Source organism: Leifsonia sp. 10L418 (genome assembly GCF_056395445.1).
Genome location: NZ_JBFTJN010000002.1, coordinates 1 through 25016, shown reverse-complemented (window position 1 = coordinate 25016; position 25016 = coordinate 1). Strand labels below are relative to the sequence as shown.

General features: G+C 65.8%; 13 protein-coding genes. 11 read left to right on the top strand and 2 right to left on the bottom strand.

Annotation, left to right across the window (positions count from 1 at the left end; genetic code table 11):
• The first annotated feature begins 241 nt into the window (after positions 1-241).
• On the top strand, positions 242-8788 hold the full coding sequence (locus AC1DCF_RS03615) for an isopeptide-forming domain-containing fimbrial protein (protein WP_477209845.1): 8547 nt from the start codon (positions 242-244) through the stop codon (positions 8786-8788).
• A 146-nt stretch (positions 8789-8934) separates the two neighbouring features.
• Complete coding sequence (locus tag AC1DCF_RS03610) at positions 8935-11544, top strand: LuxR C-terminal-related transcriptional regulator (protein WP_477209844.1); 2610 nt, start codon at positions 8935-8937, stop codon at positions 11542-11544.
• A gap of 54 nt (positions 11545-11598) precedes the next feature.
• Here AC1DCF_RS03610 and AC1DCF_RS03605 read toward each other — a convergent pair whose 3' ends face one another.
• Positions 11599-13497: a YhgE/Pip family protein gene (locus AC1DCF_RS03605; RefSeq protein ID WP_477209843.1), complete on the bottom strand. Its 1899-nt coding sequence runs from the start codon at positions 13495-13497 to the stop codon at positions 11599-11601.
• Positions 13494-14237: a hypothetical protein gene (locus AC1DCF_RS03600; RefSeq protein WP_477209842.1), complete on the bottom strand. Its 744-nt coding sequence runs from the start codon at positions 14235-14237 to the stop codon at positions 13494-13496. The genes AC1DCF_RS03605 and AC1DCF_RS03600 overlap by 4 nt, the downstream gene beginning before the upstream one ends.
• A 152-nt stretch (positions 14238-14389) precedes the next feature.
• Between AC1DCF_RS03600 and AC1DCF_RS03595 the strand changes: the two genes are divergently transcribed.
• The 9 genes from AC1DCF_RS03595 (at position 14390) to AC1DCF_RS03555 (ending at position 24607) form a co-directional block, all read left to right on the top strand.
• A complete protein-coding gene (locus AC1DCF_RS03595) occupies positions 14390-15064 on the top strand; it encodes a P-loop NTPase family protein (protein WP_477209841.1) in 675 nt (224 codons plus the stop codon).
• A 2-nt stretch (positions 15065-15066) separates the two neighbouring features.
• The gene (locus tag AC1DCF_RS03590; protein WP_477209840.1) at positions 15067-17031 is read left to right on the top strand and encodes a YhgE/Pip family protein; all 1965 of its coding nucleotides are present in this window, start codon (positions 15067-15069) and stop codon (positions 17029-17031) included.
• Between the two features lie 17 nt (positions 17032-17048).
• Positions 17049-17624: a TetR/AcrR family transcriptional regulator gene (locus AC1DCF_RS03585; RefSeq protein ID WP_477209839.1), complete on the top strand. Its 576-nt coding sequence runs from the start codon at positions 17049-17051 to the stop codon at positions 17622-17624.
• A 191-nt stretch (positions 17625-17815) separates the two neighbouring features.
• On the top strand, positions 17816-18358 hold the full coding sequence (locus tag AC1DCF_RS03580; RefSeq protein WP_477209838.1) for a hypothetical protein: 543 nt from the start codon (positions 17816-17818) through the stop codon (positions 18356-18358).
• Positions 18359-18374: 16 nt separating this feature from the next.
• A complete protein-coding gene (locus AC1DCF_RS03575) occupies positions 18375-19763 on the top strand; it encodes a sensor histidine kinase (protein WP_477210535.1) in 1389 nt (462 codons plus the stop codon).
• A complete protein-coding gene (locus AC1DCF_RS03570) occupies positions 19760-20440 on the top strand; it encodes a response regulator (RefSeq protein ID WP_477209837.1) in 681 nt (226 codons plus the stop codon). The genes AC1DCF_RS03575 and AC1DCF_RS03570 overlap by 4 nt, the downstream gene beginning before the upstream one ends.
• A 165-nt stretch (positions 20441-20605) precedes the next feature.
• Positions 20606-21085 (top strand): DUF3151 domain-containing protein, encoded by a 480-nt coding sequence (locus AC1DCF_RS03565; RefSeq protein ID WP_477209836.1) that lies wholly within the window; start codon positions 20606-20608, stop codon positions 21083-21085.
• A 160-nt stretch (positions 21086-21245) separates the two neighbouring features.
• Complete coding sequence (locus AC1DCF_RS03560; RefSeq protein ID WP_441792652.1) at positions 21246-22532, top strand: adenylosuccinate synthase; 1287 nt, start codon at positions 21246-21248, stop codon at positions 22530-22532.
• A gap of 149 nt (positions 22533-22681) precedes the next feature.
• Entirely contained in the window at positions 22682-24607 is a 1926-nt protein-coding gene (locus tag AC1DCF_RS03555; protein WP_477209835.1) for an InlB B-repeat-containing protein, read from the top strand.
• Positions 24608-25016 lie beyond the last annotated feature (409 nt).

The following is a 25016-nucleotide window of genomic DNA, read 5'->3' as shown; positions in this document are numbered from 1 at the left end:
GACCTGGGCAAACGGGGGACGACAGTCTCCCGTTTGCCCGTCACCGAGCGAGGTGAGGGTGAAACGCGGGGTGAAATGAGCCGCGAAATGGGCGTCCTCGTAAAGGGGGACTAACAGACCGCTCTACCGTAGAAATCTGCCTCACTCCGTGCCGCCGACACCGGCGTGCGTGAGTGAGCTGCTGCGCTCCGTCAGTCGGAGTAGCAGTCTCGTCAGATTGCCACTTTGGGGACACCTCGCCATGCCGATTCACACCGCAGTTCACTCGCGCCGTACTGCCCGTCACGCGCTCGCAGGCGGAGGAGTCTTTTCCCCCGGCCGGCTGCACAACCGGATGATCGCGGGCCTGGTGGCCAGTGTGCTCGTCGCGGCTGGTCTCGTGGTCGGCGCCGTCGTGGCACCGTCGGCGTCGGCCGCGACCGTCCCCACCGTGACGGTTGATTCCCCGGCGGTTCTGGCGGGCGAGGACGTTGTCTTCGGGATTGAACTCAACCACCCCACGCCCGCCCCGGGTGATCCTTCGCAGGCCTGGTACAACATGGGCGTCACTGTGCTGGTTCCGAACGGCGTCAGTCTGGTCAGTCCCGGCTCGCTCGGAGACCCCGTGATCTACCCGAGTGGGGCGACCCCGCCGAACAGCGCCGCCGCGGCAACTCCGGTTCCTGCAGGCTTCCAACTCTGGGTTTTCGAAGACATTGCCGATCTCCCGATCGGCGCCACCTTTGCCGGCAACATCACCGTTCGCCCCGTGGCAGCGACCTTCCCCGTCGGGTCGCAGGTCGAGATCACCAGTACGGTTTTCGCGAGCACCGACCCGACGCTCAAGCCCATCTTCGACGGCAGCACGGGAGCCGGCGCGGCTGCCGGGCTGGCAGCGACGGTGCGTGGAGCGAGCCTGAAGGCGGCAGCCGACATCCGTGCCGCCCGCATCACAAAGTCGGAGCCGAGCCCAGAAGCCGAGTTGCTGCGCGGCGTTCACGACAACGGCACCGTCTATACCTTGACCGTCGAGAACTCGGGTGAGGGAGAAACGACAGGCGTCGAACTCGTCGACTATCTGCCGGCCGGCCTGGAGTTTCTGGGGTGCAGCCTCGGCGACAACACCCTGCCGTCGGCTCATCTCTTCGACGACCAGACCAGGGAATACCCGGGCGCGAACCCGTTGAACACCCCAGCTGCGCCCGTCAGCGACTGCGCCCCGGGAAGCTACACGGTGGATACCGTCACCCTGCCGAACGGCGAACAGGGAACCAGCGGCCTTGCTGCCGGTGTGTACACCAAGGTTGTCTGGAATCTGATCGCGCTGCCGCAGGGCACGCCCCAGCCGGGGGACCAGTCTGCCGCGGGCAAGCCGAGCACGACGACGATCTCGTACCGCGCCGGAATCCCGCTGTTTGAGAACGCCCTCTGGCCTGACGGAACAGCTCCGGATGTCGCAACCGGCGAGCAGGCAGCGAACCTGGGTAACAACACCGGTGCGTCAACGCGTCAGGGCGTCGGCGCCGCCGCTGCAGCGGACGGCACGACGTATCTCAACCGGGCAGTGCTGTCCGGGAATTACCAGGGTCCCGTGGCCAGCGAGGCAGACCGGGCGGTCAGCGAACACGCGGACGAGAGCGTCATGGCGATGGACCTGCGCATCCTGAAGAGCGTATCCACCGGTGCGACGGACTCAGACGGCAATCCCGAAGACGATCGATTCGTCACCAACGGCCTGGCCACGTTCACCCTCGACCTGCGCACGAGCGAATACACCTCGGCCGACACGATCGTCGCAACGGACACCCTCCCGAACGGCCTGTGCCCGGCATTCCCGGTTGAACCGGAGAAGTTGTCGGGAGACCCTCTGCCCGCAGAGTGCGATTTCGGCACGACCGAGCCCGGGGCAATGCTGACCGGCGCGACCGTGACGGAGCTGAACTACGCGAAGGCGACGGGCGAATTCACCGTGACGTTCGCCGCATCCGTGGCTCAGCTCGCCGAGAACACGACGCATCAGATCGTCTACACCGCGTTGATGCGCCCGAACTACGACCTCGGCAACGCGGCCAGTGGTTCCACCAGCTCGGGGGACTCGCTCACCAACACCGTGACGGTCACGGGCACCACGACGGCCAAGCCCGCGTTGACCGGCGTGACGAATCCTGCGGGAGTTCCGGCCGATGGCACTGAGCTCGTCTGGGACGACTCTGAGGCCACCGTCATCTCGGACTTCTCGACCATTTCGAAGAAGGTCCTACCGCGCAACGATGTGCTGAAAAATGCCGCGCCGGGCAATGACCCGTGTGCTTCCAGCGGCTACGTCGACGGCCGAACCACGGTGCCCGGCGGCTTCGTGCTCGGCGACACCGTCTGCTACGAGCTCACAGTCGATTTCGCCAGCAGTATCGATGTGCGCAACCCGCTCATCACCGATTTCCTGCCGAAGAGTGTGACCTACTCGGGGTCGGCGATCGATGAGAGCTTGAGCAAGATCATCGATTCGAGCATGGTTCCCGCGCCGACCGTCGCCGGGCAGCGCATCGATTGGAAGCCCGGCACGCTCTCCGACGGCGCTCGCTTCGTTCCACGCGACTCGGTTCTGGTTCTTCACGTCTGGGGCATTGTCGCGGCCCCGTCCGCAAGCGCCGAGAAGCTCGACAAGCCGGAAAACCTGATGAAGTACCAGCAGGAGAACGTGAAGGGCGACGTGTCGTTCCTCCGCGACGGGGCGAAGATCGAGGTCGTCGCCGGAGCCGCTCTGACCAAGGGCGTCGCCTCTGTCAACGGCAACTCCACCCGCGCCGCGAAGAGCGAGGCGCTGCCCGACGGAAACGCATTCGATTCGAATCGTGACGGTGTTCAGGTTGAGCAGGGCGAGACAGTGCTCTATCGCATTGACGTGACGGCACCGCCGTTCCCCGTCACTGACTTGGTGGTCTGGGATGCTCTGCCGGCCGGCATCACCTGTGCGGCCGTAGCCACGGCAACGTTGGCGCCCGGCGTGTGCACCGACGCGTACCCGGGACTCACCGCTCCAGAAGCCGGCCGCTCAGCCATCGTCTGGGAGGGGCTTGCGATGGCCGCCGACGAGAAGCGCACGCTGAGCTACTCGGTCACGGTCCCGGCGGGAACCGAGGTCAACACGACCCACACCAACACCGCATCCATCATCGGCTACACGACCGAGCTGAACACCGGTCAGTCGAAGACGTTTTACCCGGATGGTTCGCTCGACACAACGACACGGCCCGTCGAGAGCGTGGTGCCCGGCACGCTGACCCGTGATGACTCGGCCGTCTACCTCGCGAAGGCCGTAATAGCGAAGACGCTCGTCTCCACTGAGCACGTCGACGTCAACAACTCGTCAACGGAAGCGGTCCAGGGCGAGCGGATCACCTACGACTACAGCGTGACGGTTCCGGCGCACACCACCGTCAAGAACGGGGTACTGCAAGACCTCGGCAAACTGGGCGCAACGGTGCCCGACACGGCCTACACGCTGACCGCCGCAAGTTGGACTCAGCCAGGCGGAACGGTGGGCGCCTTCACGTTTGACTCGACGACCGGAAAGCTGACGTTTCCTGCCAGCTACACCAACTCGACCGCATCCGGTCAGACATTCACCGTGCGGATCACCGTCTACATGGCCGCCGATAAGTGGGATGACAAGACCACTCTGCACAACCAGGCAACCTTCTCCAGTGACAGCTGGAACGGTGCGGCCACCGCTGACGTGATCTACCGCGAGCCCGCCCCGGCGATCGTCAAGACCGTCGACCAGTCGACCGACGTCACTGCCGGAGCGAACCTCACGTACACCCTGACGGTGACGAACCCGGCCGGCCGGCCGACCTCGTACGAGACCGTGGTGACCGACTGCGTGCCGGCGAAGCTCGAAAACGTGAGAAATTTCCTCCCCAGCCAGGGGACGGTGACCACAGACGGCACCTGCGCCGGTGGCGGGCTCAAGCTCCTGTGGAACGTCGGACAGGTCGCGGCAAATGCCAGCATCACGCTGCAATACACGGTCACCGTGAGCAACACCGCCGTCGGTTCGGCCGCCTATGACAACACAGCAGACCTCGTCGGGTACACCCTGCCGTCACTGGTCGGCGGTGTCTCAACAGTGAACCGCCGCGGTGAGAGGACTGACGATTCAACCGCAACAGTGACGATCAAAGGCGCGACCCTGGACAAAACGGTTGCCCCGAAGCTCGCACCGATCGGCGATATCGTCACCTACACCGTCAACGTGGAGCTGCCCGCCCGGGTCAACTTCTTTGACGCCTCGGTGATCGATACCCTCCCCGCGGGACTGACGCTGACCGGCACGCCGACCGTGAGCTGCACAATCCCAGACGGAACCCCCTGCATCGCTCCCACCGGGGCGACGCCGTTGACGGGCGTCGGTCAGAAGATCGGGTGGACCATGGGGGACATCGTCGCCTCCAACGACATCCGCACCGTCACGATCACCTACAGCGCCAAGCTGACCAACAGCACGACCACCCCGGTGATCGCCAAGCCGACGAACACCGCACACGTCGCCTGGAACAAGACGGATCCCGGCGTGACCGTGACGGTAGACGGCCCCTTCGACACGACGACGACGGATGTCTCGGCGCCCGTCACCGTTCTGAACCCCGTGGTCACCGTGGCCAAGACCGTGTCGAACAGCACGCCGAAGCCCGGTGAGACGTTCACCTATTCGGTCACCGCGTCGAACTCCGGAAACACCCCCGCTCACAACATCACGATCGTCGACGCGGTTCCGACCGGCGTTGTCGTCGCACCGGCGACGATCAGCAACGGCGGGGTGCTCACCGGTAACACGACCACCGGCGGCGGGACCATCACCTGGACGCTGGCCGGTCCGCTGAACGTCGGCACCCCGGTTGTCCTGAGCTATCAGGCACAGCTCGCCGCGTCGGGCACGCTCACCGCGGCATCCCTCACCAACACGGTGCGAGCCACGAGATACGAGTCGTTCGCCACCGACGGTCGGGTCTACGGACCGAGCGGTCCGGCGACCGCTGTCGTGACCCCGGCGTTCCCGCACATTGCCCTCGCGAAAACGACCGTCGGAACCGACGTGGCTTACGCGAACACGCCGTTCGGGTGGAAGCTCACGGCGAAGAACACCGGCACCGGCGCGGCGCAGAAGGTGACGCTCACCGACACGCTGCCGGCGAACTGGAGCTACGACGTGGACAGTGCCCTCGTCAGCGTCAACGGCGCCACGGCGGTCCCGATTGAGCCGGCGAACCCGGCCTCGTCCACGCTGACCTGGGCGTTGGGCTCCCCGGCAGCGGCGCCCACGCTGCTGCCCGCCGGCGCGAGCATCGTCATCACGTTCACCGCCACGCCGAACGAGGATGCAGCAGTCACCGCTGAAGACGGAACGCCCTTCGACCACGTCAATACCCTGTCGGCCGTGACCACCGACCCGACCGGTGCGACGGGCAACCTGACCGGCGGCTTCACCGGACCCGACAAGACGGCGGATGCGAACATCCACTCGGCCGACGTGAAGGTCGTGAAGACCGCCGGCGCCGACCTCGTCGCCGGCACCAGCGGCACCGGCTGGACTCTCACCGTGAGCAACGCCGGGCCGGATGCGGCTGTCGGACCGATCACCGTGGTCGACGTGCCCGCAACCTTGCCGACCGGAGCCACGGTCACCGGTGTCACCGGAGGCACCGACTGGACCTGCACCGTGCCCGCCCCCGGGTTCACCTGTGTGAGCACCGCCGGGTCGTTGGCTTCGGGCGCCAGCCTCGACCCGATTGTCGTGACCATCGCGGTCGCGGCCTCGGTCGAACCGACCACGCTCGACAACACGGCGACGGTGTCGGCGACGACGTTCGATCCCGACCTGTCGAACAACGAAAGCAGTGATGAGCTGGCGATCGTCACACAGGCCGACCTGAGTGTGTTGAAGACGTTGATCACCACCGATCCCGGTGCGGGCTCGCCCATCACCTGGCACGTTGTGCCGAACAACCTCGGCCCGTCGGTCTCCCGTGCCGACATCACCATCACGGATGTCGTGCCCGCCGGCATCGTCGGAGTCAACGCGACGAGCGCCGACTGGGAGTGCGACACCGATGAAGACAACCTGGCCGGAGCCGGCGACACGATCACCTGCACCTATACGGCCAACGGCGGCATCATGCCGCTCGGAATCGGCACGGCTGTGGAGCTGACCGGAACCATCGCGTCCAGCTATACCGGAGGCGCGATCGAGAACATGGCGACCATCGTTCCCGGCGCGACCACTGACCCCGACCCGGACAACAACGAGTCAACGACGGTCGACAGCGGCGTGCCGCTCAGCGCGACGGCTATCGCGGTCGAGAAGACTCTCGTCTCGCCACTGCCCGTGATCATCCCCGGCGACAACGCCGTGTACAGCATCACCGTCACCAACCAGGGTCCGGCCAACGCCCGCGCCGTCACGATCACGGATGTACTGCCCACCGGGTTGACCTTCGTCTCGGCGGAGAGCAAGACCGGCACCTGGACCTGCGACGGCACAACCACCGCCTCCACGGTTGACTGCGAGCTCACCGGAACGCTGAGCGCCGCCGCCGGCAGCAACACGGCAGTGGTGGAGATCACCGTAGCGACCGCCAGCAACCTGACCGGAACGATCGTGAACGGGGTGACGGCATCCGCTGAGAATGCCCCCGACGACTACGACGACACATCCAGCGACCCGCTCGGCAAGGCCGATCTGTCGATCACGAAGTCGCACCGGACCGGCGCGGTCCTCGCCGGCACGAGCCTCGACTACACGCTCACCGTCACCAACAACGGCCCGTCGGACTCCCCGGAGACGATCGAAGTTGTCGACACCGTTCCGGCCGGCCTTGTGCCGACCGGTGCGGTCGGCGACGACTGGACTTGTGTCATCGGCTCGGTGACCGACGGCCAGCCGACAACGGTCACCTGCGAGCTCGATGTCGCACTGGCCGCGCAGGCGACCGCCGAGCCGATCACCGTGACCGTCAGCGTCCCCTTCACTCTGGCGGCCCAGACGCTGGTGAACACAGCGAGTGTTGACGGCCCGCTGGTCGACCCGACCCCGGGCAACAACACCGCAAACGACCCGACGGTGATCACAACGAAGGCTGCAGTGAGCATCGTCAAGGATGTCGCTTCAGCGGCCCCGTTCGTCGCCGGAAACAGCGTCGACTACACGGTGACGGTGACGAACGCCGGGCCTTCGGTGGCCAACGCGGTACGTGTCGCGGATGTCGTCCCGACCGGGATGACCCTGACGGCGATCTCCGGCACGGACTGGACCTGTGCGGTGGCCACTGCAGAGTGCACCCGCGCGGTGCTTCCGCTCGGCGCGTTCGTGCTCAGCATCACCGCGACGATCGACCAGGCGGTCGCTGAGGGCAGCACTCTGACCAACCACGCCAATCTGAGTTGGACGGACAGCGACGGAACCCACACCGGCACCGACCCGGCCGACATCTCGGTCACGGCGCTCGCCGACCTCGCTCTGGTCAAGACAGCCGTCGACGCCGCGGGCAACCCGGTGACCACCGCGGTTGCAGGGGTTGAAGGACGTTACCTGCTGCAGGCAACCAACCAGGGGCCGTCGGCTGCGGTTGCGCCGCTGCGAATCGTCGACCAGCTTCCGGTTGGAATCAGCTACGTCGGACTCGTCGATTCGGGCGACTGGGTGTGTACTGCCGCCGCAGTCGACGCCAACGGCCAAAGCGTCGATTGCACCTGGGCGGGCACCTCCGTGCTCGCTGCCGGCGCGGCCGCGCATCCGCTGACCCTGGTCATCACCTATGACTCGGCGCTGCCGGTGGGTGGCCTCACCAACACCGCCGACGTCTCCTCACCGACCACCGACCCCAAGCCGGAGGACAATCCTTCCGACTCAACGGTGACCATCGATCAGCTGACCGATCTGTCGATCACCAAGACTCACAGCGGTCCGGTGCGGATCGGTGACGCCGTGGCGTTCGACCTCGGCGTGAAGAATGCCGGTCCGTCGGTGGCATCCGGCATCACCGTCACCGACACGCTGCCGGTCGGACTCGAGTTCGTCGACGCACTGGGCAGCGATCCGGCCTGGTCGTGCGTGGCCGCCGTGGCAACGGATGCGGGCACCGCCGTGACCTGCGTGTTCACCGGCGATCTCGCTCCTGGCGCGACCGCTCCGGCACTCGTGATCAACGCCAGAGTGCTGCCGGGGGCTTACCCCTCGGTCGTCAACGTCGCATCCGTCATCTCGACCACACCCGAGTCGGACCCGACGAACAACACGGCTGATGACACGGTCGCGGTTCCCGCACAGGCCTCGCTGACGGTGACGAAGGCGAGCGTCGGAACCTTCACGGTCGGCCAGAAGGGGAGCTACACGCTGACCGTCACCAACGCCGGCCCGACCGAGGATCCGGGCCCGGTCACGCTCACCGACAAGCTGCCGGCCGGTCTGACCTTCGCCAGCGCCAATGGTCAGAACGCCGACTGCGCCGAGGCTTCGCAGATCGTCACCTGCACGCTCGACGGGGCGCTCGGCGTCGGGAAGAGCAGAACGGTGACCCTCGTGGTCACTGTGCAGCAGGCCGCGTATCCGTCGGTCACCAACGTGGTGCAGGTCACGAGCCCGACCGAGCAGCTGCCGGAGGCACAGCTGACCGACAGCGACACCACGTCGGTCGCCGCCGCACCGCCGCTGGCCAGCAGCGGATTCAACGGAATCTGGTCGCTGCTCATCGCGCTGCTCGTGCTCCTGCTCGGCGGCGGGATGCTGGTGGTGCGGCGCCGCGTCGCCTAGCTCGTAGGCGGGGGAGCCACCGGAGTGAGGCTCCCCCCGCGGCGCTGCTGTGACCGTGAAGTCACAAGAGAACCACCCCCGAGCTGGGGGCCTCGCGCGGGTCGAATCCGTCCGCCTTTTGGGGGACACCCCGGTACCCTGAAAAAGTGCCGGGGGAATTCTATGGAACGCCACGTGTTCCACGTGACTACGTCTCCCGACCGCATTTGAGTGCGAAACTCAACACCGCTTCGCCGCTCGTCGTGGTGCGGGGGCCCGCCGGATCCGGAAAGACGGTGGCTGTTGCCGACTGGGTCGCGGCCGGCAGCGTGCCCGGATTCGCCGGTGCGTGGCACCTCGTTGACTCCGGATCGACGACGCGCCTGGCATTCTGGAACTCCCTGATCCAGACGATGCTTGATGCCGGCCTGCTTCCCGAGACCGGGCTGCTCGCGCGCTCGATGGATTCTCTCGGCAATGAGCCTGATCTGTCCCGACTCTTGCGTCGCGGGTTCGCGCAAATCGAGCAGGAAACCACGATCGTTCTCGACGACTATGACCTCGTCGCCGACGACGACATCCACAGCGATCTCGTCGCTCTCCTCGTCGGAAATGCACGCCTGCGGGCGACGGTGCTGACACGAATCTGGGGTCCATTGGAATCCGACTCGGTTCGGCTCGCGCTCGCCCCCGTCGTGATCACTCCCGATGAGCTTCCGCTGTCACTCGATGAGACTCGACAGGCGCTCGCGAGCGCCGGAATCGACGATGACGACGGATCCGTCGCCCGCGCGGTGTGGGAGACAGTCGGGGGGAGTACGGTTCTGACTCGCGGGGTGCTCCTTGCGATGGCACGAGGCGAAATCGGGTTCAGCTTCCCGTCACTGAGTGAATCGATCGCGGCGGTGAGCGGCCGACTCCTTCGGTCGCGGCTGCCGTCGAGCGCCGGAAGTGTCCGACAGCTCGACTCCATCGTGCAGTGCTCCGTCGCCGACTTCCTCACACTGGATCTCGCAGAGTTGCTCACCTCCCGTTCCGATGCAGACGAGCTGCTCGCGCAGGCCGAGCGCGACGGCTTCGGGATGTGGGCTGAACGCCCGGGCGGGGCGCACTTCGCTTTCACTCCGGCCGTACGAGCGGGTCTGCGCGCCGAATTGAACCACCGGTTTCCCCGCGACGTCAAGCGCCTGAACCAGATCGCGGCCGAGTGGATGCTTGACAACGGCCGGGGGATATCGGCCCTCCGCCATGCGATCGCCGCCGACGACATGGAGCTGGCGTCACGCATCGTCGTCAACGACTGGTACTCCCTGATTGAGCTTCACCGAGACTTACTGATCGAAATGGTCGGTGCACTACCCCTGCGCACTCTGCAACGCGCGCCCCTACTTGCAATGGTGCTTGCTCTGGCCTACAACGCGTCGAAGACCCACCGGGTGAAGTCCATTGAGATCTTCGGCCTCGCGATCGTGTCGGCGAAGCTGCGCGGTCCCAAGGAGCCGCTGACCAACCGTTTGGTGCTTGTCACGATTGAGAGCATCGCTTTTCGGCTGATCGGTCAGATCGGCCAGGCAGTGTCGGCAGCGGAGCAGGCCAGTGTGCTCCTCGACGAGATGTCGGTGCAGGAACGCGATGAAATTTCAGTTCACCTCTCGACATTGACCTCCATGTTGGGCCTGAGTTTCTTCTATGGCGGACAGCCGGAGCGCGCGCAGAAATTCTTCGAGATTGCGGCGGCCCCGAACGGCCGTGTCGGGGGAGCCTGGTACCACGGGCTCGCCCTCCACGCCGGATCATTGGCTCTCGCCGGCGATGTTCCGGAGGCCAAAGAGCTCTTGAATCTCGCCGACGAAATCGAGTGGCCAGAGGGCTGGCGCGACGGATATGTCGGGGCCTTCGGCCACGTCGCCGAAGGGATCATCGCACTCGATTCCTTTGATGCCGACAAGGCTCAGCATCATGTGACAGTGATGGAGCCGCACCTGGCGACAATTGAGCATTGGCCGCTTTTCGCGCAGGTTCAGGCAATGGTCTTTCTGATCAAGGGCCGTGCCCCGGAGGGCGTGGCGTTCTTGAGATCGGAAACGGCTCGCCGCTCCAGATCGCTGAATTCTCACACGAGCCTCAGGCTCGACCAAAGCAAGGCTCTGCTGCTGTTTGCTGCAGGGCGTGGGGGAGAAGCTGAAGCGGTGCTTCGAAAACACCCCAAATCGGTGCCCGGCATCGCAGTGAATTGGGCCAGGCTCGCTTTGCTGGCGAACCAGCCGGAGCGAGCGATTCGCGCGCTTGACGAGGTGGCGCCGGCCGGATGGATGTCGACGCGTCGGCTGAGCGAGGCGTTGCTGCTTCGCGCCGCCGCCGCATTGAGGCTGGGACGCGATGACTTCGCGCTGACGGTGCTCGATGAGGCAGCCGGACTGATGCTTGACCGGCGCCTGGGATTCGCCCTTCTTCTTCTGCCGCGCAGTGACGTCGAGGCGTTGGCTGCGCTTGCCTCCGCGCGAGGCTCGGTGAGCTCGGTCACCCTGCTTGCGCAGGTCGATGGTCATCCGTCGGTCTTCGGGGAGTTGCGCCCGGCGATCGAACTGACCGAGCGGGAGCGCGTCGTTCTGCAGCAATTAGTGGTCACGGGCAATCACGCGGAGATTGCGGCGGCGCTCTTCGTCTCGCCGAACACCGTGAAGTCACAGCTGCGGGCGCTCTACCGCAAGCTCGGTGTCGCCTCGCGCCAAGAGGCATTGCTCACGGCAAGCGAACGGCAACTGATCAGCTCCTGAGCGACGGACCGGCTGTCCACCTTGTCTACTTTGCCCACTCGGCCCCGGGAGGCACTACCCGATCAGACTCGGCTCGAGATCGCGCAGGGTGCGGAAGTGCGTCATTCGCACCACTCCGAGCGCCGCGATCGCGAACGCACCGACCAGCCAGAGCGTCAGCACCAGCACATCATGCGACGCGTCGGCCAGATTGCCGCCGTACATCAGCTGACGCATTCCGTCGACGGTGTACGACATCGGCAGCAGATGGTGCACGGCCGCCAGGGGTGCTGGCAGCGTCTGCCAGGGGAAGGTGCCTCCCGCGGTGACGAGCTGGACCACCATCATCACCAGGCCGATGAACTGTCCGACGCTGCCGAGCCACACATTCAGGGCCAGGATGATGGCCGCGAACGTGACCGACGACAGGGCCATCAGTCCATAGGTCCCGGCCGGATTCTCGACCTTGAAGCCGAGCACGACCGCCACGATCAGGTAGAGGCCGACCATCTGCAGCGCGCCGATCAGGGCGGGGGTGAGCCAGCCGGCCAGGGTGATTTTGAGCGGTGAGTGCAGCGCGGTGATCGCCCGACGGGAGACCGGTTTGACGATGAGGAACAGGGCGTAGATGCCGATCCAAGCCGCCAGGGCGACGAAGAACGGGGCGAGTCCTGCGCCATAGGTGCCCGCCTGGGTGACGGCGGATGATTGCACTGCGACCGGGTTGGCGATGTTCTTCGCCTGCGCCGCACGCTGGGCTTCAGTGGTTTCGGGAATGCTCTGAAAGCCGGATTCCAGGCCGGAATGCAGGGTGCTCAAACCGCTCACAAGCTCGGGCAGGCCGCTCGAGAGCTGGGCCGCCCCCGCGCTCGCCTGCGCTGCGCCGTCGGCCAGGGCGCTTGCGCCGGACGCCGCTGTGGCGATTCCCTCGGCCAGTTGCGGTGAGGCGTCGGCGAGTCGCCGGGCTCCAGCGGCGACTTCCGTCGACCCAGCCGCCAACGCGTCGATCTGGGACGCTGCGCCCTGCACTCTCGAGTTGCCGTCTCTGACGGCGTTACCCAAGACGTCAAGGCGGCCGAGCACATCGTTGATCTGCGCCGGAGTCAGCACGCCGGAGGCTTCAAGTTGCTGCTGGATGGCGTCCCGCGTGGGCTGCAGCTGATTGACGACATCCGTCGACACCGCGGCCGCCTCATTACCGACGGTCGCGAGCTGTTCATTGCCGGCGGCGACCTGCGCGGCGCCGTCGGCAAGTTCGGCCGACTGCGCCGGAAGATCGGCCGTCGCCGACGCCAGAGTGTTCAAGCCGTCGCGCAGAGCGACCGAACCCGCTGCCAGTTCGGCGTTGCCTGCGGCAAGTTGGGCGGCCCCGGATGCCGCAGATTCGGCACCGTCCAGCAGCTGCCGGGCACCGTCGGTCGCGGTGACCAAGCTGGTTCGAATCGTCGACAGTCCGACCAGAAATTTTCCGGCGGCCTCCTCGTTGACCTGCGCCACGATCTGCACCTCGATGGCCTTCACCGCCTGCTCGCCGATGGTGGTGCCGAGGTAGCTGTTCGCGTCGTTGGTGGTCAGAATCACGTCGGCCTGACGTGGCGAGGGTCCGGTCGACGACAGGATCGCCTCGGAGAAGTCGGCGGGCAGGGTGACGCTGAAATCGAAGACCTGATCGTCGATGCCTCGCGCCGCTTCCTCGGCCGACACGCGGTGCCACTGGAAGGTGGCGTCGGCCAGTAGCTGTTTCGCGATCTCCTCGCCATAATTCGAGGTGGTGCCGTCCACCGTCGCGCCGATGTCATTGACGACGAGCGCGACAGGGATCTCATTGAGCTTCGCGTAGGGATCCTGATTCGCCCAGAGGTAGAGGCCGCCGTAAAGCAGAGGAACGATGGCGAGGGCGAGTAGCGCGAGCCGGGCCATGGGGGTGCTGGTGAGCCGCCGAATCTCGGCGGCGATCATTGCGGGAACCTTCATGCGCTGGCCTCCGAGCCATCGGGATTCGGCGATGCGGATGGTTCAGCAGCCGGTTCGAGGGACGGCTCGGCAGCTGTGTCAGCAGCCGGCTCGGATGCCTCGAGTTCCAGCCGTTCCGTTCGCTCGCCGTGAAAGATGGTGCCCGCCTCGGCGGCGATTCCGAGCGCGGCGGCCGAGGAGACTCCCGCGATCACCAGCACGGCATAGCCACGACGGGCCAGCTCGTTGGCCCTGGCCCACCAGTCGGCGGGGTCGCCGCCGTGCCGGTCGGGCGCGGTGATCACGAGACCCTCGACGTCCTCACGCATGATCGCGAGTTCGGTGAGCAGCCGGATGCGCACGATCGCCGGCACGGTGCCGATCGTCCAATCGCGCCATTCCTTCACGCCGAGATCGACGAGCGCCTTCTTGGTCGCGAGCGGCCCGGACGGCCGCCCGGCGAACATGAGCTCTTCCGCCACCACCCCGAACACCGTCACCTCTCCGGAGGGGTCGTTCACCTCGGGGGCGTCGACGAGAGCGACCCGGGCGCGGAGCTGACCGAGGTCGATCGTGTCATCGATTCTCACCTCGCCGCTGTCGGGGCGCATCCGCCCGGATGCGATCAGCCCGAGAACACTCGGCCGCTGCGCGGTCTCGGCCACGGCAAGCGACGCTCGCCCGCTCAAATACTCGGCAGAGATTCGTGGCAAGGCCGATTCCCGCCGGCCTTTGCTCACGTCGGTGAGTGTGATGATCATGCGCCCTCCCAGCTGAGGTTTCTTCAGTGTAGGTCGCCGCTCGCCCTGAGCGAGGCCCGGGTTTCGCGTTGACAGTCCCACATTTCGTGTTTAGACTGACTGGTCAGTACAAGAAATATGTACAACAGTTTCTGAAGGAAGAAGGATTCGACGTGCAGTCGACTATTTGGGCGGATGACCTGGCCCTGACCGCAAAACGCGGCACTGTTTATGGGCCGGTCACCCTCGACATCGGCGACGGTCTCACCGTGCTCTGCGGCCCAGCGGGGAGTGGACGGACGAGCGCCCTGCTGACCCTGGCCGGCCGGATGCGTCAGGGGTCGGGCACCGCAGAGGTGCTCGGCCATTCCCTGCCGCGCCACGCTCGGGCCGTGCAGAAGCACACCTCGATCGCCGGCTTTGACGGTATCGATTCACTCGAAGCCTCGGTGTCGGTCGGAGCCGCCGTGCGAGAGCGCCAGGCCTGGCTTGCCCCCTGGTGGTCGTTCGTGCCCCGCCCGAGAAATGCCGACTTCGCCGCCATTGCCGGCCCGGTCTTCGGACCGCTCCCGCTTCCCGGCGTCGCCACAACGATCTGGGATCTCGACGAGGCGCAGGCGATGCTCCTGCGCGTGACGCTCGCGATGCTCTCGCACCCGCGCATCCTGTTCGTCGATCAGATCGAACAGCTGCAGAGCCCCGCATCCCGGCGGATCGTCTGGGAGCGCCTCGGCGCAATCGCCTCCACCGGCACCGCGGTCGTGGTGTCGGCGACCGCCGCAGAACCCGAACTCTGGACGAATCTGGCCGTTCGCCCGAGCGTCATCACACTCACCGAGGACCACTAAACATGTTTGCTTTTCTCTCCCCGGGCACCGAGCTCCGCCGCTTCAAGAAGGGCACCCTGCCTAAAATTGCCATCGCAGTTCTGCTGTTCATTCCGCTCATCTACGGCGCGCTCTACCTGTGGGCGTTCTGGGCTCCGAACGACGAGATCAAGAATCTGCCGGTGGCCCTCGTCAACGAAGACGTCGGTGCGGTGAAAGACGGAGAGCACTTCTCCGCCGGCGACGACGTGACCACCGAACTTCTGGACGGCAAGGATCTCGACTGGCACAAGACCGACGCTGCGGATGCCGCGGCCGGCGTCAGCAGCGGCGAGTACTACTTCTCGGTGACGATCCCGAAGAACTTCTCCGAAAGCGCGATCTCCGCCGCAACCGATGCGCCCTCGCAGGCGGTCGTGCAGGTGAACTACAACGACAGCAACAGTTTTCTGGCCTCGACCATGGGCCAGCAAGCCATGGTGCAGTTGCGCGACACTGTCGCCCTGAATGTGGGCGACCAGACCGTGAATACTCTGCTGGTCGGTCTACACGACGCGGGCAGCGGCATCCGGGATGCCGCCGATGGCGCCACGACCCTGGCCAACGGTCTCGACACGGCCAAGGCAGGGGCCGGCGACCTCGTCGTCGGACTCGGAACTCTGGCCGACGGAACGACCTCCCTTCAGGATGGCGCCGAAAAGCTCGACACCGGGGCCCACTCGCTGGCCGATGGCCTCTCGACGCTCAACGGCGGGGCATCGACCCTGTCGGGTAAATCGGGCGAACTCGCCTCGGGCGCAAACCAGCTCGCAACCGGCGCCGGCAGCCTAAACTCGGGAACCAGTCAGGTCTCCGGCGGGGTTGCCACTCTGTCCAGCAGCGTCACCGACTTGATTGCGGCCATCAATGCCGCCCCGGCCGGAACCCCGGCCAGCGCCTTCGTGCCGACCCTACAGAAGCTGCAGGCCGGAGTCGGCCAGGTCGCCGCCGGTGCGTCCCAGACGGATGCCGGTGCGGCTCAGCTCGCGGCTGTCGCGGCTCAGCTTGCCGCCGGGGCCGATCAGCTGTCGGCCGGCGCGGGCCAGGTCGCCGCGGGCGTCGACTCGGCCCACTCCGGCGCGGTGACGCTCGCCGACGGTACCTCTACCCTGTCGAACGGAACCGACAGCCTCGTCGACGGTTCGCAGGCCCTGCTCGACGGCGGCACCAAGCTCGAAAGCGGTGCGGGCCAGCTGGTCGACGGCAGTCACACGCTTGCCGACGCGTTGAGCGAGGGCGGCGACGAGATTCCCAACGATTCGAGCAGCATGATCGATGAGAAGTCGACGATCATCTCCAACCCGATCGCTCTCGAACAAAACTGGGACAACAAATCGTCCAGCTTCGGTGAAGGTTTCGCCCCCTTCTTCCTCGCGCTGGCCACCTTCGTCGGTGCACTGATCACCTGGCTGATTCTGCGCGCACTGCCGACGCGGGCGTTGGCGACCTCGGCCAGCGGCATCCGCACGGTCATGACCGGTTTTCTGCCGGCGATGGCGATCGGTCTCGGCCAGGTCATCATCATGGTGCTTGTGCTGGTCTACGGCATCGGGCTAGAACCGACCTATTGGCTCGGCATGAGCGCGTTCATTTATCTGACGACGCTGGCTTTCCTGGCGATGCAGCAGATGTTCATCATCCTGCTTGGCTCGGCTGCCGGACGCGTGGTCAGCCTGGTGTTGCTCATGATGCAGCTGAGCTCGTCGGGCGGCACCTACCCGGTCGAGACCACGCCCAGTTTCTTCCAGGCATTGCACCCGTACATGCCGGCATCCTGGGTCGTCACGGGGTTGCGTGAACTGATCACCGGAGGCATCGACTATAGGCTGTGGGTTTCGGTGGCGTTGCTTCTGATCCTGCTTGTCGGATCCCTCGCAATCAGTGCGCTGAGCGCGTCGAAGCAGCGGATGTGGACGATCAAGCGTCTGCACCCCGAGCTGACGATCTAGAGACGAGAGGCGAACTGATGCCACGGGTGACCGGCACGAAGAAGGCGATCCTCGACGCGGCGCTTCAACTGGCGGCCACCAAAGGCATCACCGGAACCACGATGGACGAGGTCGCTGAGCTCGCCGGAGTGGCCAAAGGCAGCCTCTACTACAACTTCACGAACAAGGATCAGCTGTTCGAAGAGTTGCTCGAGCAGGGAGTGGGCGCTCTCGCAGAAGTTCTGCGGGACGCCCGCTCCGGGCTGCACGGCTGGGCGGCGATCGAAGCCCTCGTCGACACCCTGCTCGGCCGCATCCAAGAAAACGGGGCGCTGGCCAAGCTGATGGCCGCCGAGATCTTCCGCACCGACCGGGCCTGGCAGAAGACTCTCTTCGCGTTGCGGCACGAGGCCCTCGGCGAGTTCGCCGCGGCAATTGCCGAGTCGACGCCGGCCGCGAAGACCAACGGCACCAGCGAGCTGATGGCGTCAAGCGTGTTCGGGGCCGTTCTGATGGGTGGCCTCGAGTGGCTGGTCTTCGAGCCGGAGCGCATGCGCGATGAAGTCGCCGCGACGATCTTGCAGGCGCTCGGCGGGCAGCTGCGCCCGGTCTAATCGCGCCTGACGGCCATCCCGTTGGTCGAGCCTGTCGAGACTTCGTTCGCCGATCTCGACACCGAGTCGCCGGATCTCGACAGGCTCCATCACCGGTAATCTCCACCCGCATGTCCACCCCAGGGTTGTGGGCAGGGCGAGGCCTGCTCGAAAAGCTTGATCTACCTCGATCAGCTTCCCAGGAGATCCTCATGACCGTTCAACTTCTCGCCAACGCACTGCTCATCGTCGCGCTGCTCTGCTGGATCGGATATCGCCAGGTCACCTGGCAGCCCGTGTCGATCACCCGGATGTGGCGGATGCCGATCGCGCTCGGTCTGATCGGCCTGTTCACGCTGACCCGTGGCAGCATTGTCATTCACCTCACCACGCTCGATCTCGCGATCTTCCTCATCGAGATCGTCATCTCTCTCGGGGTCGGCGCGGCCATGGGCGCGATGGCGACGTTCCGCCCGCTCGGTCGTGAGGCTGCGGAAGCGAAGGCTTCCCGTTCCGCACGGCGCGGCGGCGGTCTCATCCCGACCTTGGAAAGCCGCACCGGATGGATCGGTCTCGTTCTCTGGATCGGTCTCATCGCAGTGCGCGTCGGCCTCGACGTTTACGCGACGTCGCTGGGCTCGCAATTGGCTGCATCCGCCGGAATGATCTTCATCATGTTCGCCGCCAACCGCGCGGCCCGTGCCCTCGTCTTCGCCTACCGCGTCGACCGACTTGCTCCCGTCGCTGCAGCATGATTGTCAAGTGAGCGAAATGCGGGCACCCGAGCGGCAGCCGATGACGGCGACGGATGCCGCAGCGCGCGCTCGCGCATCGGCGCGCGCTGCATCGCAGCCGCAGAGTCTGCTCGGCCGAATCCTTAACCTGCTCGGGGCCGGCGTGGTCGGCTATACCCTTCTTATCGATGTCGGTCCGGCACTCTCTGCGGAGAAGCCGATCATCGTGATCACCGCCATCGCGGTCGTGGCCTGGATTGTCAGGGTGCTCGTGCCGCAGCCCTGGACGGCGGTCGCACTCGCCGCAGAACTTGTGATGATCGCCGCGGGCACGCTGGCCGCCGTTCCCACCAATGGGCTCGCGATCGCCCCTGCATTCGCCGGTATCGTGATGCTGCTCGGCCGTCCATCGCGGCCGATCCCTCTCGGGCTGTCGGCCGGCGTCGCGGGCGTGGCACTCATCGCGATCGGGGCTTTGCTGGCCCCGGCCCTCCCCCTTCTCCTCCTCAGCATGGAAGGTGTCTTCGTACTGGCGGCGGTGCTCGGGTTCAGCCGGCGCCAGAACCGCCTCGCCGACGCGACAACCCGACTCTTGCTCGAAGAGCGGGTCGCATTCGAGCAGGAGCGCGCCAGGTCGGCGACGCTGGCCGAGCGTTCTCGCATTGCCCGCGACATCCACGACGTCTTGGCGCACAGCCTGGGCGGTCTCGTGATTCAGCTCGATGCGGTGGAAGCACTTCTCGAGGCCGGTGAAGTCGAGGCAGCCGAACGGCGCGTGGCCGATGCCCGGGCTCTCGCCGCATCGGGCCTCGGTGAGGCGCGCCGCGCTGTCGATGCTCTGCGCGAGCCCGAGGCCGAGGCGAATGGAGCCGTCGCGCCCGCCGATTTCGAGCGCAGCCTTCAGGATCTGCTGAACGCCCACCGAACGCTCGGTGGCACGGTCGACTTCGTCGAGCGGGGAGATGCGCTCCCGCTGGATTCCGCGCAGGCGGATGCACTGCATCGAGGCCTGCAGGAGTGCCTCAGCAACTCGCGCAAGCATGCGCCGGGCCAGCCCGTCGAGGTGCTGCTGGAGTGGGCGGCCGACCGGGTGGCATTGACGGTGACCAACCGGATGCCGCGGAGCGGGTATCCATCGGGTCAGGCGTTGAGCAATCCGGCGAGCCCTTCGTTGGGCCCAGTTTCGAACCCGGTTTCGAACCCGGTTTCGAACTCGGTGTCGAACCCTCTGCCGAACCCGACGGCTGCGGAGGGTGGCGCCGAAAGCCTCGCCCGAACCGGCGGAGGTCACGGCTTGACCGGGATGCAGGAGCGCCTCGATGCGCTTGCACCCGGCGCCGGCCTGCGCGCGGGAGTCGCCGACGATAACTTTGTGGTGACCCTGGATCTGAACCTGGGCGGGCCGGGGGAAGGACCAACGCCATGATCGAGACCGACGTGATCCGCGTGGTGGTTGCCGATGATCAGGCGATCATTCGCGATGGTCTGGTCACCGTGCTGTCGCTGTTGCCCGACATCTCTATTGTCGGGGAGGCGGCGAATGGCGTTGAGGCTGTGCGGGTAGCCGCTGAAACCCGGCCCGATGTTGTTCTGATGGACTTGCGGATGCCCATTCTTGACGGGGTAGGAGCCACGTTGCAGATCCTGAGCGAGAACCCGGGAACAGCGATTCTTGTGTTGACCACCTATGCCGACGACGCGTCGATCCTGGGCGCCCTGCGCGCCGGTGCGCGCGGCTATCTCACCAAGGACGCGAGTCGGGCCGAAGTCGCCGCCGCCGTGCGTGCCGTCGCGAGCGGCCAAACGACCCTCGCCGCCGGTGTCGGCGACCGAGTGATCAACGCGCTGCTGGGCGCTTCCGCTGCAGCCGACGGGTCGGAACCCGCATCCGCGTCTGCATCAGAGGCCTTCGCCTCCCGATTCCCGACGCTGACCCAGCGCGAACGTGAGGTGCTCGCTCTCGTCGGTGACGGCTTGAGTAATCCGGAGATCGCCGCAGCCCTTTTCGTCAGTGTCGCAACGGTCAAGACCCACATCAACGCGATCTTTGCCAAGCTGGCGCTGCGCGATCGGGCGCAGGCGATCGCTCTCGTGCGTTCCTGAACGAACTGGTCATGTTTCGCTTCGATGGGCTGAAGCGGATGTCGCACGGTGCGGCCACGGGGGAGCCGACCATGAGTTCCATCGAGCACGCTGCACACTAAGTCCCGGGACGGCCCGTCGCGACGTCGCCCAGGTGCAGCCGAAGTCCCCGGGTTAGCATCGAGTATGCCCGGTGAAAATTTGCTCGATCAGCCTGAGATTCTCCTCCCCGCAGAACCGGAGGTGCTCGAAGCGCTCAGTCGAGCGGGGCGGCACGAGCTCGACACCGTCGCCGCGGCGCACCCGACGTCGTCGCTCGCCTGGGCTGTGTTGGCCGATGCGGCCTACGCGAACGGTCGCATCCTCGAGTCTTATGCCTATGCCCGAGTCGGCTATCACCGTGGCCTCGACGCGCTGCGCAAGGCCGGATGGCGCGGGCAGGGCCTGATTCCGTGGCGTCACCAGCCCAACCGCGGCGTGCTGCGCGCGCTCTATGCGCTGCGTCGTGCCGCTGCTGAGATCGGCGAGACCGATGAGGTCACCCGATTGACCACGTTCTTGAACGATTCGGATCCTTCGGCCATTGCCCGGATCGAATCTGAACACACGGCGACGCAGCTGATCCCGGTGATCGGCCGCGAGAATACGGCCACCCCCGAACGCTGAAACCCCGCGTCCAACCCGACCCGCGTGACGTGAGGCCCGCCTCCTCGCGAGGCCGTCCAGCCGGGGCCAAGCAGGCGCCCCGGTAAGATGGGGTGGACCCTGCGCTGCACGGCGCCGCCTCGGGGGCCGGCCAGCGAGTTCATCAGGAGGAGCACGAGACATGCCAGCGATTGTTCTGATCGGCGCCCAATGGGGCGACGAAGGCAAGGGAAAAGCAACCGACCTGCTCGGAAGCCGCGTCGACTATGTCGTCAAGTTCAACGGCGGTAACAACGCCGGACACACGGTCGTCGTCGGCAACGAGAAGTACGCCCTGCACCTGCTGCCTTCCGGCATCCTGAGCCCCGGGGTCACCCCGGTCATCTCGAACGGCGTCGTCGTCGACATCGAGGTGCTCTTCGAAGAGCTCGATGCGCTGATGGCGCGCGGCGTCGACGTCTCCAAACTTAAGGTGAGCGCCAACGCGCACGTCATCACCTCCTACCACCGCACCCTTGACAAGGTGACGGAGCGCTTTCTCGGAAAGCGTCAGATCGGCACCACCGGTCGCGGCATCGGCCCGACCTATGCCGACAAGATCAACCGCGTCGGCATCCGCATTCAAGACCTGTTCGACGAGAACATCCTGCGCCAGAAGGTGGAGGGTGCGCTCGAGCAGAAGAACAACATGCTCGTCAAGATGTACAACCGCCGCGCGATCACCGTCGACGAGATCGTCACCGATCTGCTCAGCTATGCCGAGCGTCTGCGTCCGATGGTCGACGACACCGCGCTGACCCTGCACCTGGCGCTCGACGCCGGCAAGACCGTGCTCTTCGAGGGCGGCCAGGCCACGATGCTGGATGTCGACCACGGCACGTACCCGTTCGTCACGTCGTCGAACGCCACGTCGGGTGGCGCGGTGACCGGTTCCGGCATCGCCCCGAACCGCATCGACCGCGTGATCGCCGTCGTCAAGGCGTACACGACTCGTGTCGGCGCCGGCCCGTTCCCGACCGAACTGTTCGACGAGTCCGGCGAGTTCTTGCGCGCCAAGGGCTTCGAGTTCGGCACCACGACCGGTCGCCCCCGGCGCACCGGTTGGTACGACGCCCCGATCGCGCGCTACACGGCACGCATCAACGGTGTCACCGACTTTGTGCTCACCAAGCTCGACGTGCTCACCGGCCTTCCGACGATTCCGGTCTGCGTCGCCTATGACGTCGACGGTGTGCGCTTCGACGAGGTGCCCGTCAACCAGTCGGACTTCCACCACGCGACCCCGATCCTTCAGGAGTTCCCGGGCTGGACCGAAGACATCACCGGCGTGCGCAACTTCGAAGACCTTCCGAAGAACGCGCAGGACTACGTGCTCGCGCTCGAGGCCATGAGCGGATCGCGCATCTCGGCGATCGGTGTCGGCCCCGACCGCGAGGCGATCGTGGTGCGTCACGACCTGATCGACTAAGCGAGCGTTTTCTGCCTGACCTGACCCGCCGCATCCACTCGGATGCGGCGGGTTTTTTCCCCCCAATTCGGGGCTGGATCGATAAAAGCGCATTTGATGACCCCCTCTGTCACTACGCTGAGCGCGGCCCAGTTTCGATGGAGGATTAGATGAGCCGAATGATGTCGTTCCGCCCGAGAGTTTCCGCACCACAGCTGCGACGTCTAATCGCCCTCGCCGTCGTCGTTCCGCTGATGTCGAGTGGCATCGTCGCTGGCTCGGCACTCGCGGCCACCGCCGCTGATATGTCGACAACTGTGACCACCGACGTCGAGCTTGCTGCAGCCTTCGACGCTGCATCCGGCGCAGGCAACACCGTGACCCTCGGTGCCGACATCGTCGCGGGCGGACTGACCGTTCCCGCCGGAGCGACCGTGACGCTCAGCTTGAACGGATATGAGCTGACCGCGACGGGCGCGCCGGAGCGAGCGGGCATCGCGGTGAGGGTCGGTTCGACGCTGAACGTCGACGGACCGGGCGAGTTGACGGCGAATGGTGGTGATTCTGCTTCAGGAATCGGAAGTCCGGTCGGTGACAATACGCCTGCCGGCGGTGCGGGAACCATCATCATTCGCGGTGGAACGATCCACGCCAACGGGGGGAGGCTGGGTGCCGGCATCGGCAGCGGTGGGTGGTCAGAGGGCGGAACCATCAGAATCACCGGCGGTACTGTGACGGCGCAGGGCGGCGAAGCAGCAGCTGGAATCGGCAGTGGTTACAACCGCGGCGTCGGATCAATCAGCATTTCCGGTGGATCGGTGATCGCTCTGGGCGGTACCGACGGGGCCGGCATCGGCAGCGGTGTTCAAAGCTCATCCGGCACCCTGTCGATTTCGGGTGGAAACGTCGCCGCGATCGGCGGAAACCGCGCAGCGGGACTGGGCGGTGGCTATACCAGCACTGGCTTGGCGGTCAGTATCACCGGCGGCTCGGTGGTCGCGGGCGGTGGCACGGGTATCGCCATCGGTGCCGGCGAGGACAACCCCGGTGACTACTTCGGTTCACTCTCGAACAGCGGAAATCTGCAAACCGCGCCGGGAAGCACACTTCGGATTCCTGCGGGACAAACCTTTGTCAACTCAGGAACGTTCGTGAACGGCGGCACTCTCGTCGTCAATGGAGTGCTCGAGAACTCGGGATCTCTCTCGGGCGGAGTAGCCACGATCACCGGAATCCTCGTCAATACTGGAACTCTTCCCTCGGGAATTGCGATCGACGTCCCGGCGCTGACGGTCCAATTCAATGACGGAGATGCCAGTCACGGGAGCGTCGAAGTCTATGCTCCGACCCTTCAAACCGTCATCGACGCGGGTGTCGTTGCCGAAAGGCCGACCCGACCTGGATACGACTTTGTCGGCTGGTTCACTGCGCCAACTGGAGGCGCAGCCTGGGACGCCGCGACGGTGCTGAGCAGAGACACCGGCCTCTTCGCACAGTGGATGATCCGCACCTACACGGTGACGTTCGACACGCGGGGCGGCAACATGGTCGACCCGCAGCAGATCGACCACGGAAATCTGGCAAGCGTGCCGACTCCGCCGGTGCGTGTCGGTTATGTCTTCGCGGGGTGGACCGCGGATGAGTCGGGCTCGGACGCCTGGGATTCGACCGTGGCGGTGACCGATGATCTGACGCTGTACGCCAAGTGGACAGTTCTGGGCCTGACCGTGAGCTTCGATTCACGAGGGGGCAGTGCTGTTGCCGAGGCATCCGTTGCCTACGGCAACACGATTGCTCCTCCTTCGGACCCGACGCGCGACGGCTACACCTTCGCCGGTTGGACGACGGATGCGAAGGGCTCGGTTGCTTGGGACCCGACCATGGCAGTCACCACCGACCTCACTTTGTACGCGACTTGGAAACTCGATGCGGTGACTCCGGTCGCGACTGTGGCCCCGGCTGTTCCGGCGGCCACGACAGGATCGGGCCTGGCCAGCACAGGTTGGAACGGAGCACTTGTTTCGCTACTTGCGTTCGCCCTGCTCCTTGCCGGGATGTGCGCCCTGGTCGTCAGGCGTCGTCGCAGCATTCGCTAGTACGGAGTGCTCACCCCACTGGGGGACATTGCACCGAACGGGCTCCAGCTTCTGCTGGGGCCCGTTTCTCGTTAAATCGATGTCGTCCGCGCCCACGTTCGTCGAGCCGTGGCGAATGACGGGTTTGGGGCGACGGAAGTGGTGATTTGCCGCGGTTCGGCGGCCCGGAGTGGCCGGGAGTGGGAGTGGATGCGGGGGCCCCCTGGGCGCCGGCGCCGTGGGTGCCCGGGTGGGGGCGGGTGGCGACACGCCCGGGATGGGGTGCGGTTTGCGGGGTGCTCGAAAACCCACGTATAGTCATCTCTTGTCACCCCAAAGGTTCGGTCAGCGGCAAGCTGAGCGGCCTCAAGCGGGGCCAATCCCAAACAAAACACAAACGGACTTGTTCGTTTCATTCTTTGTTTGATGA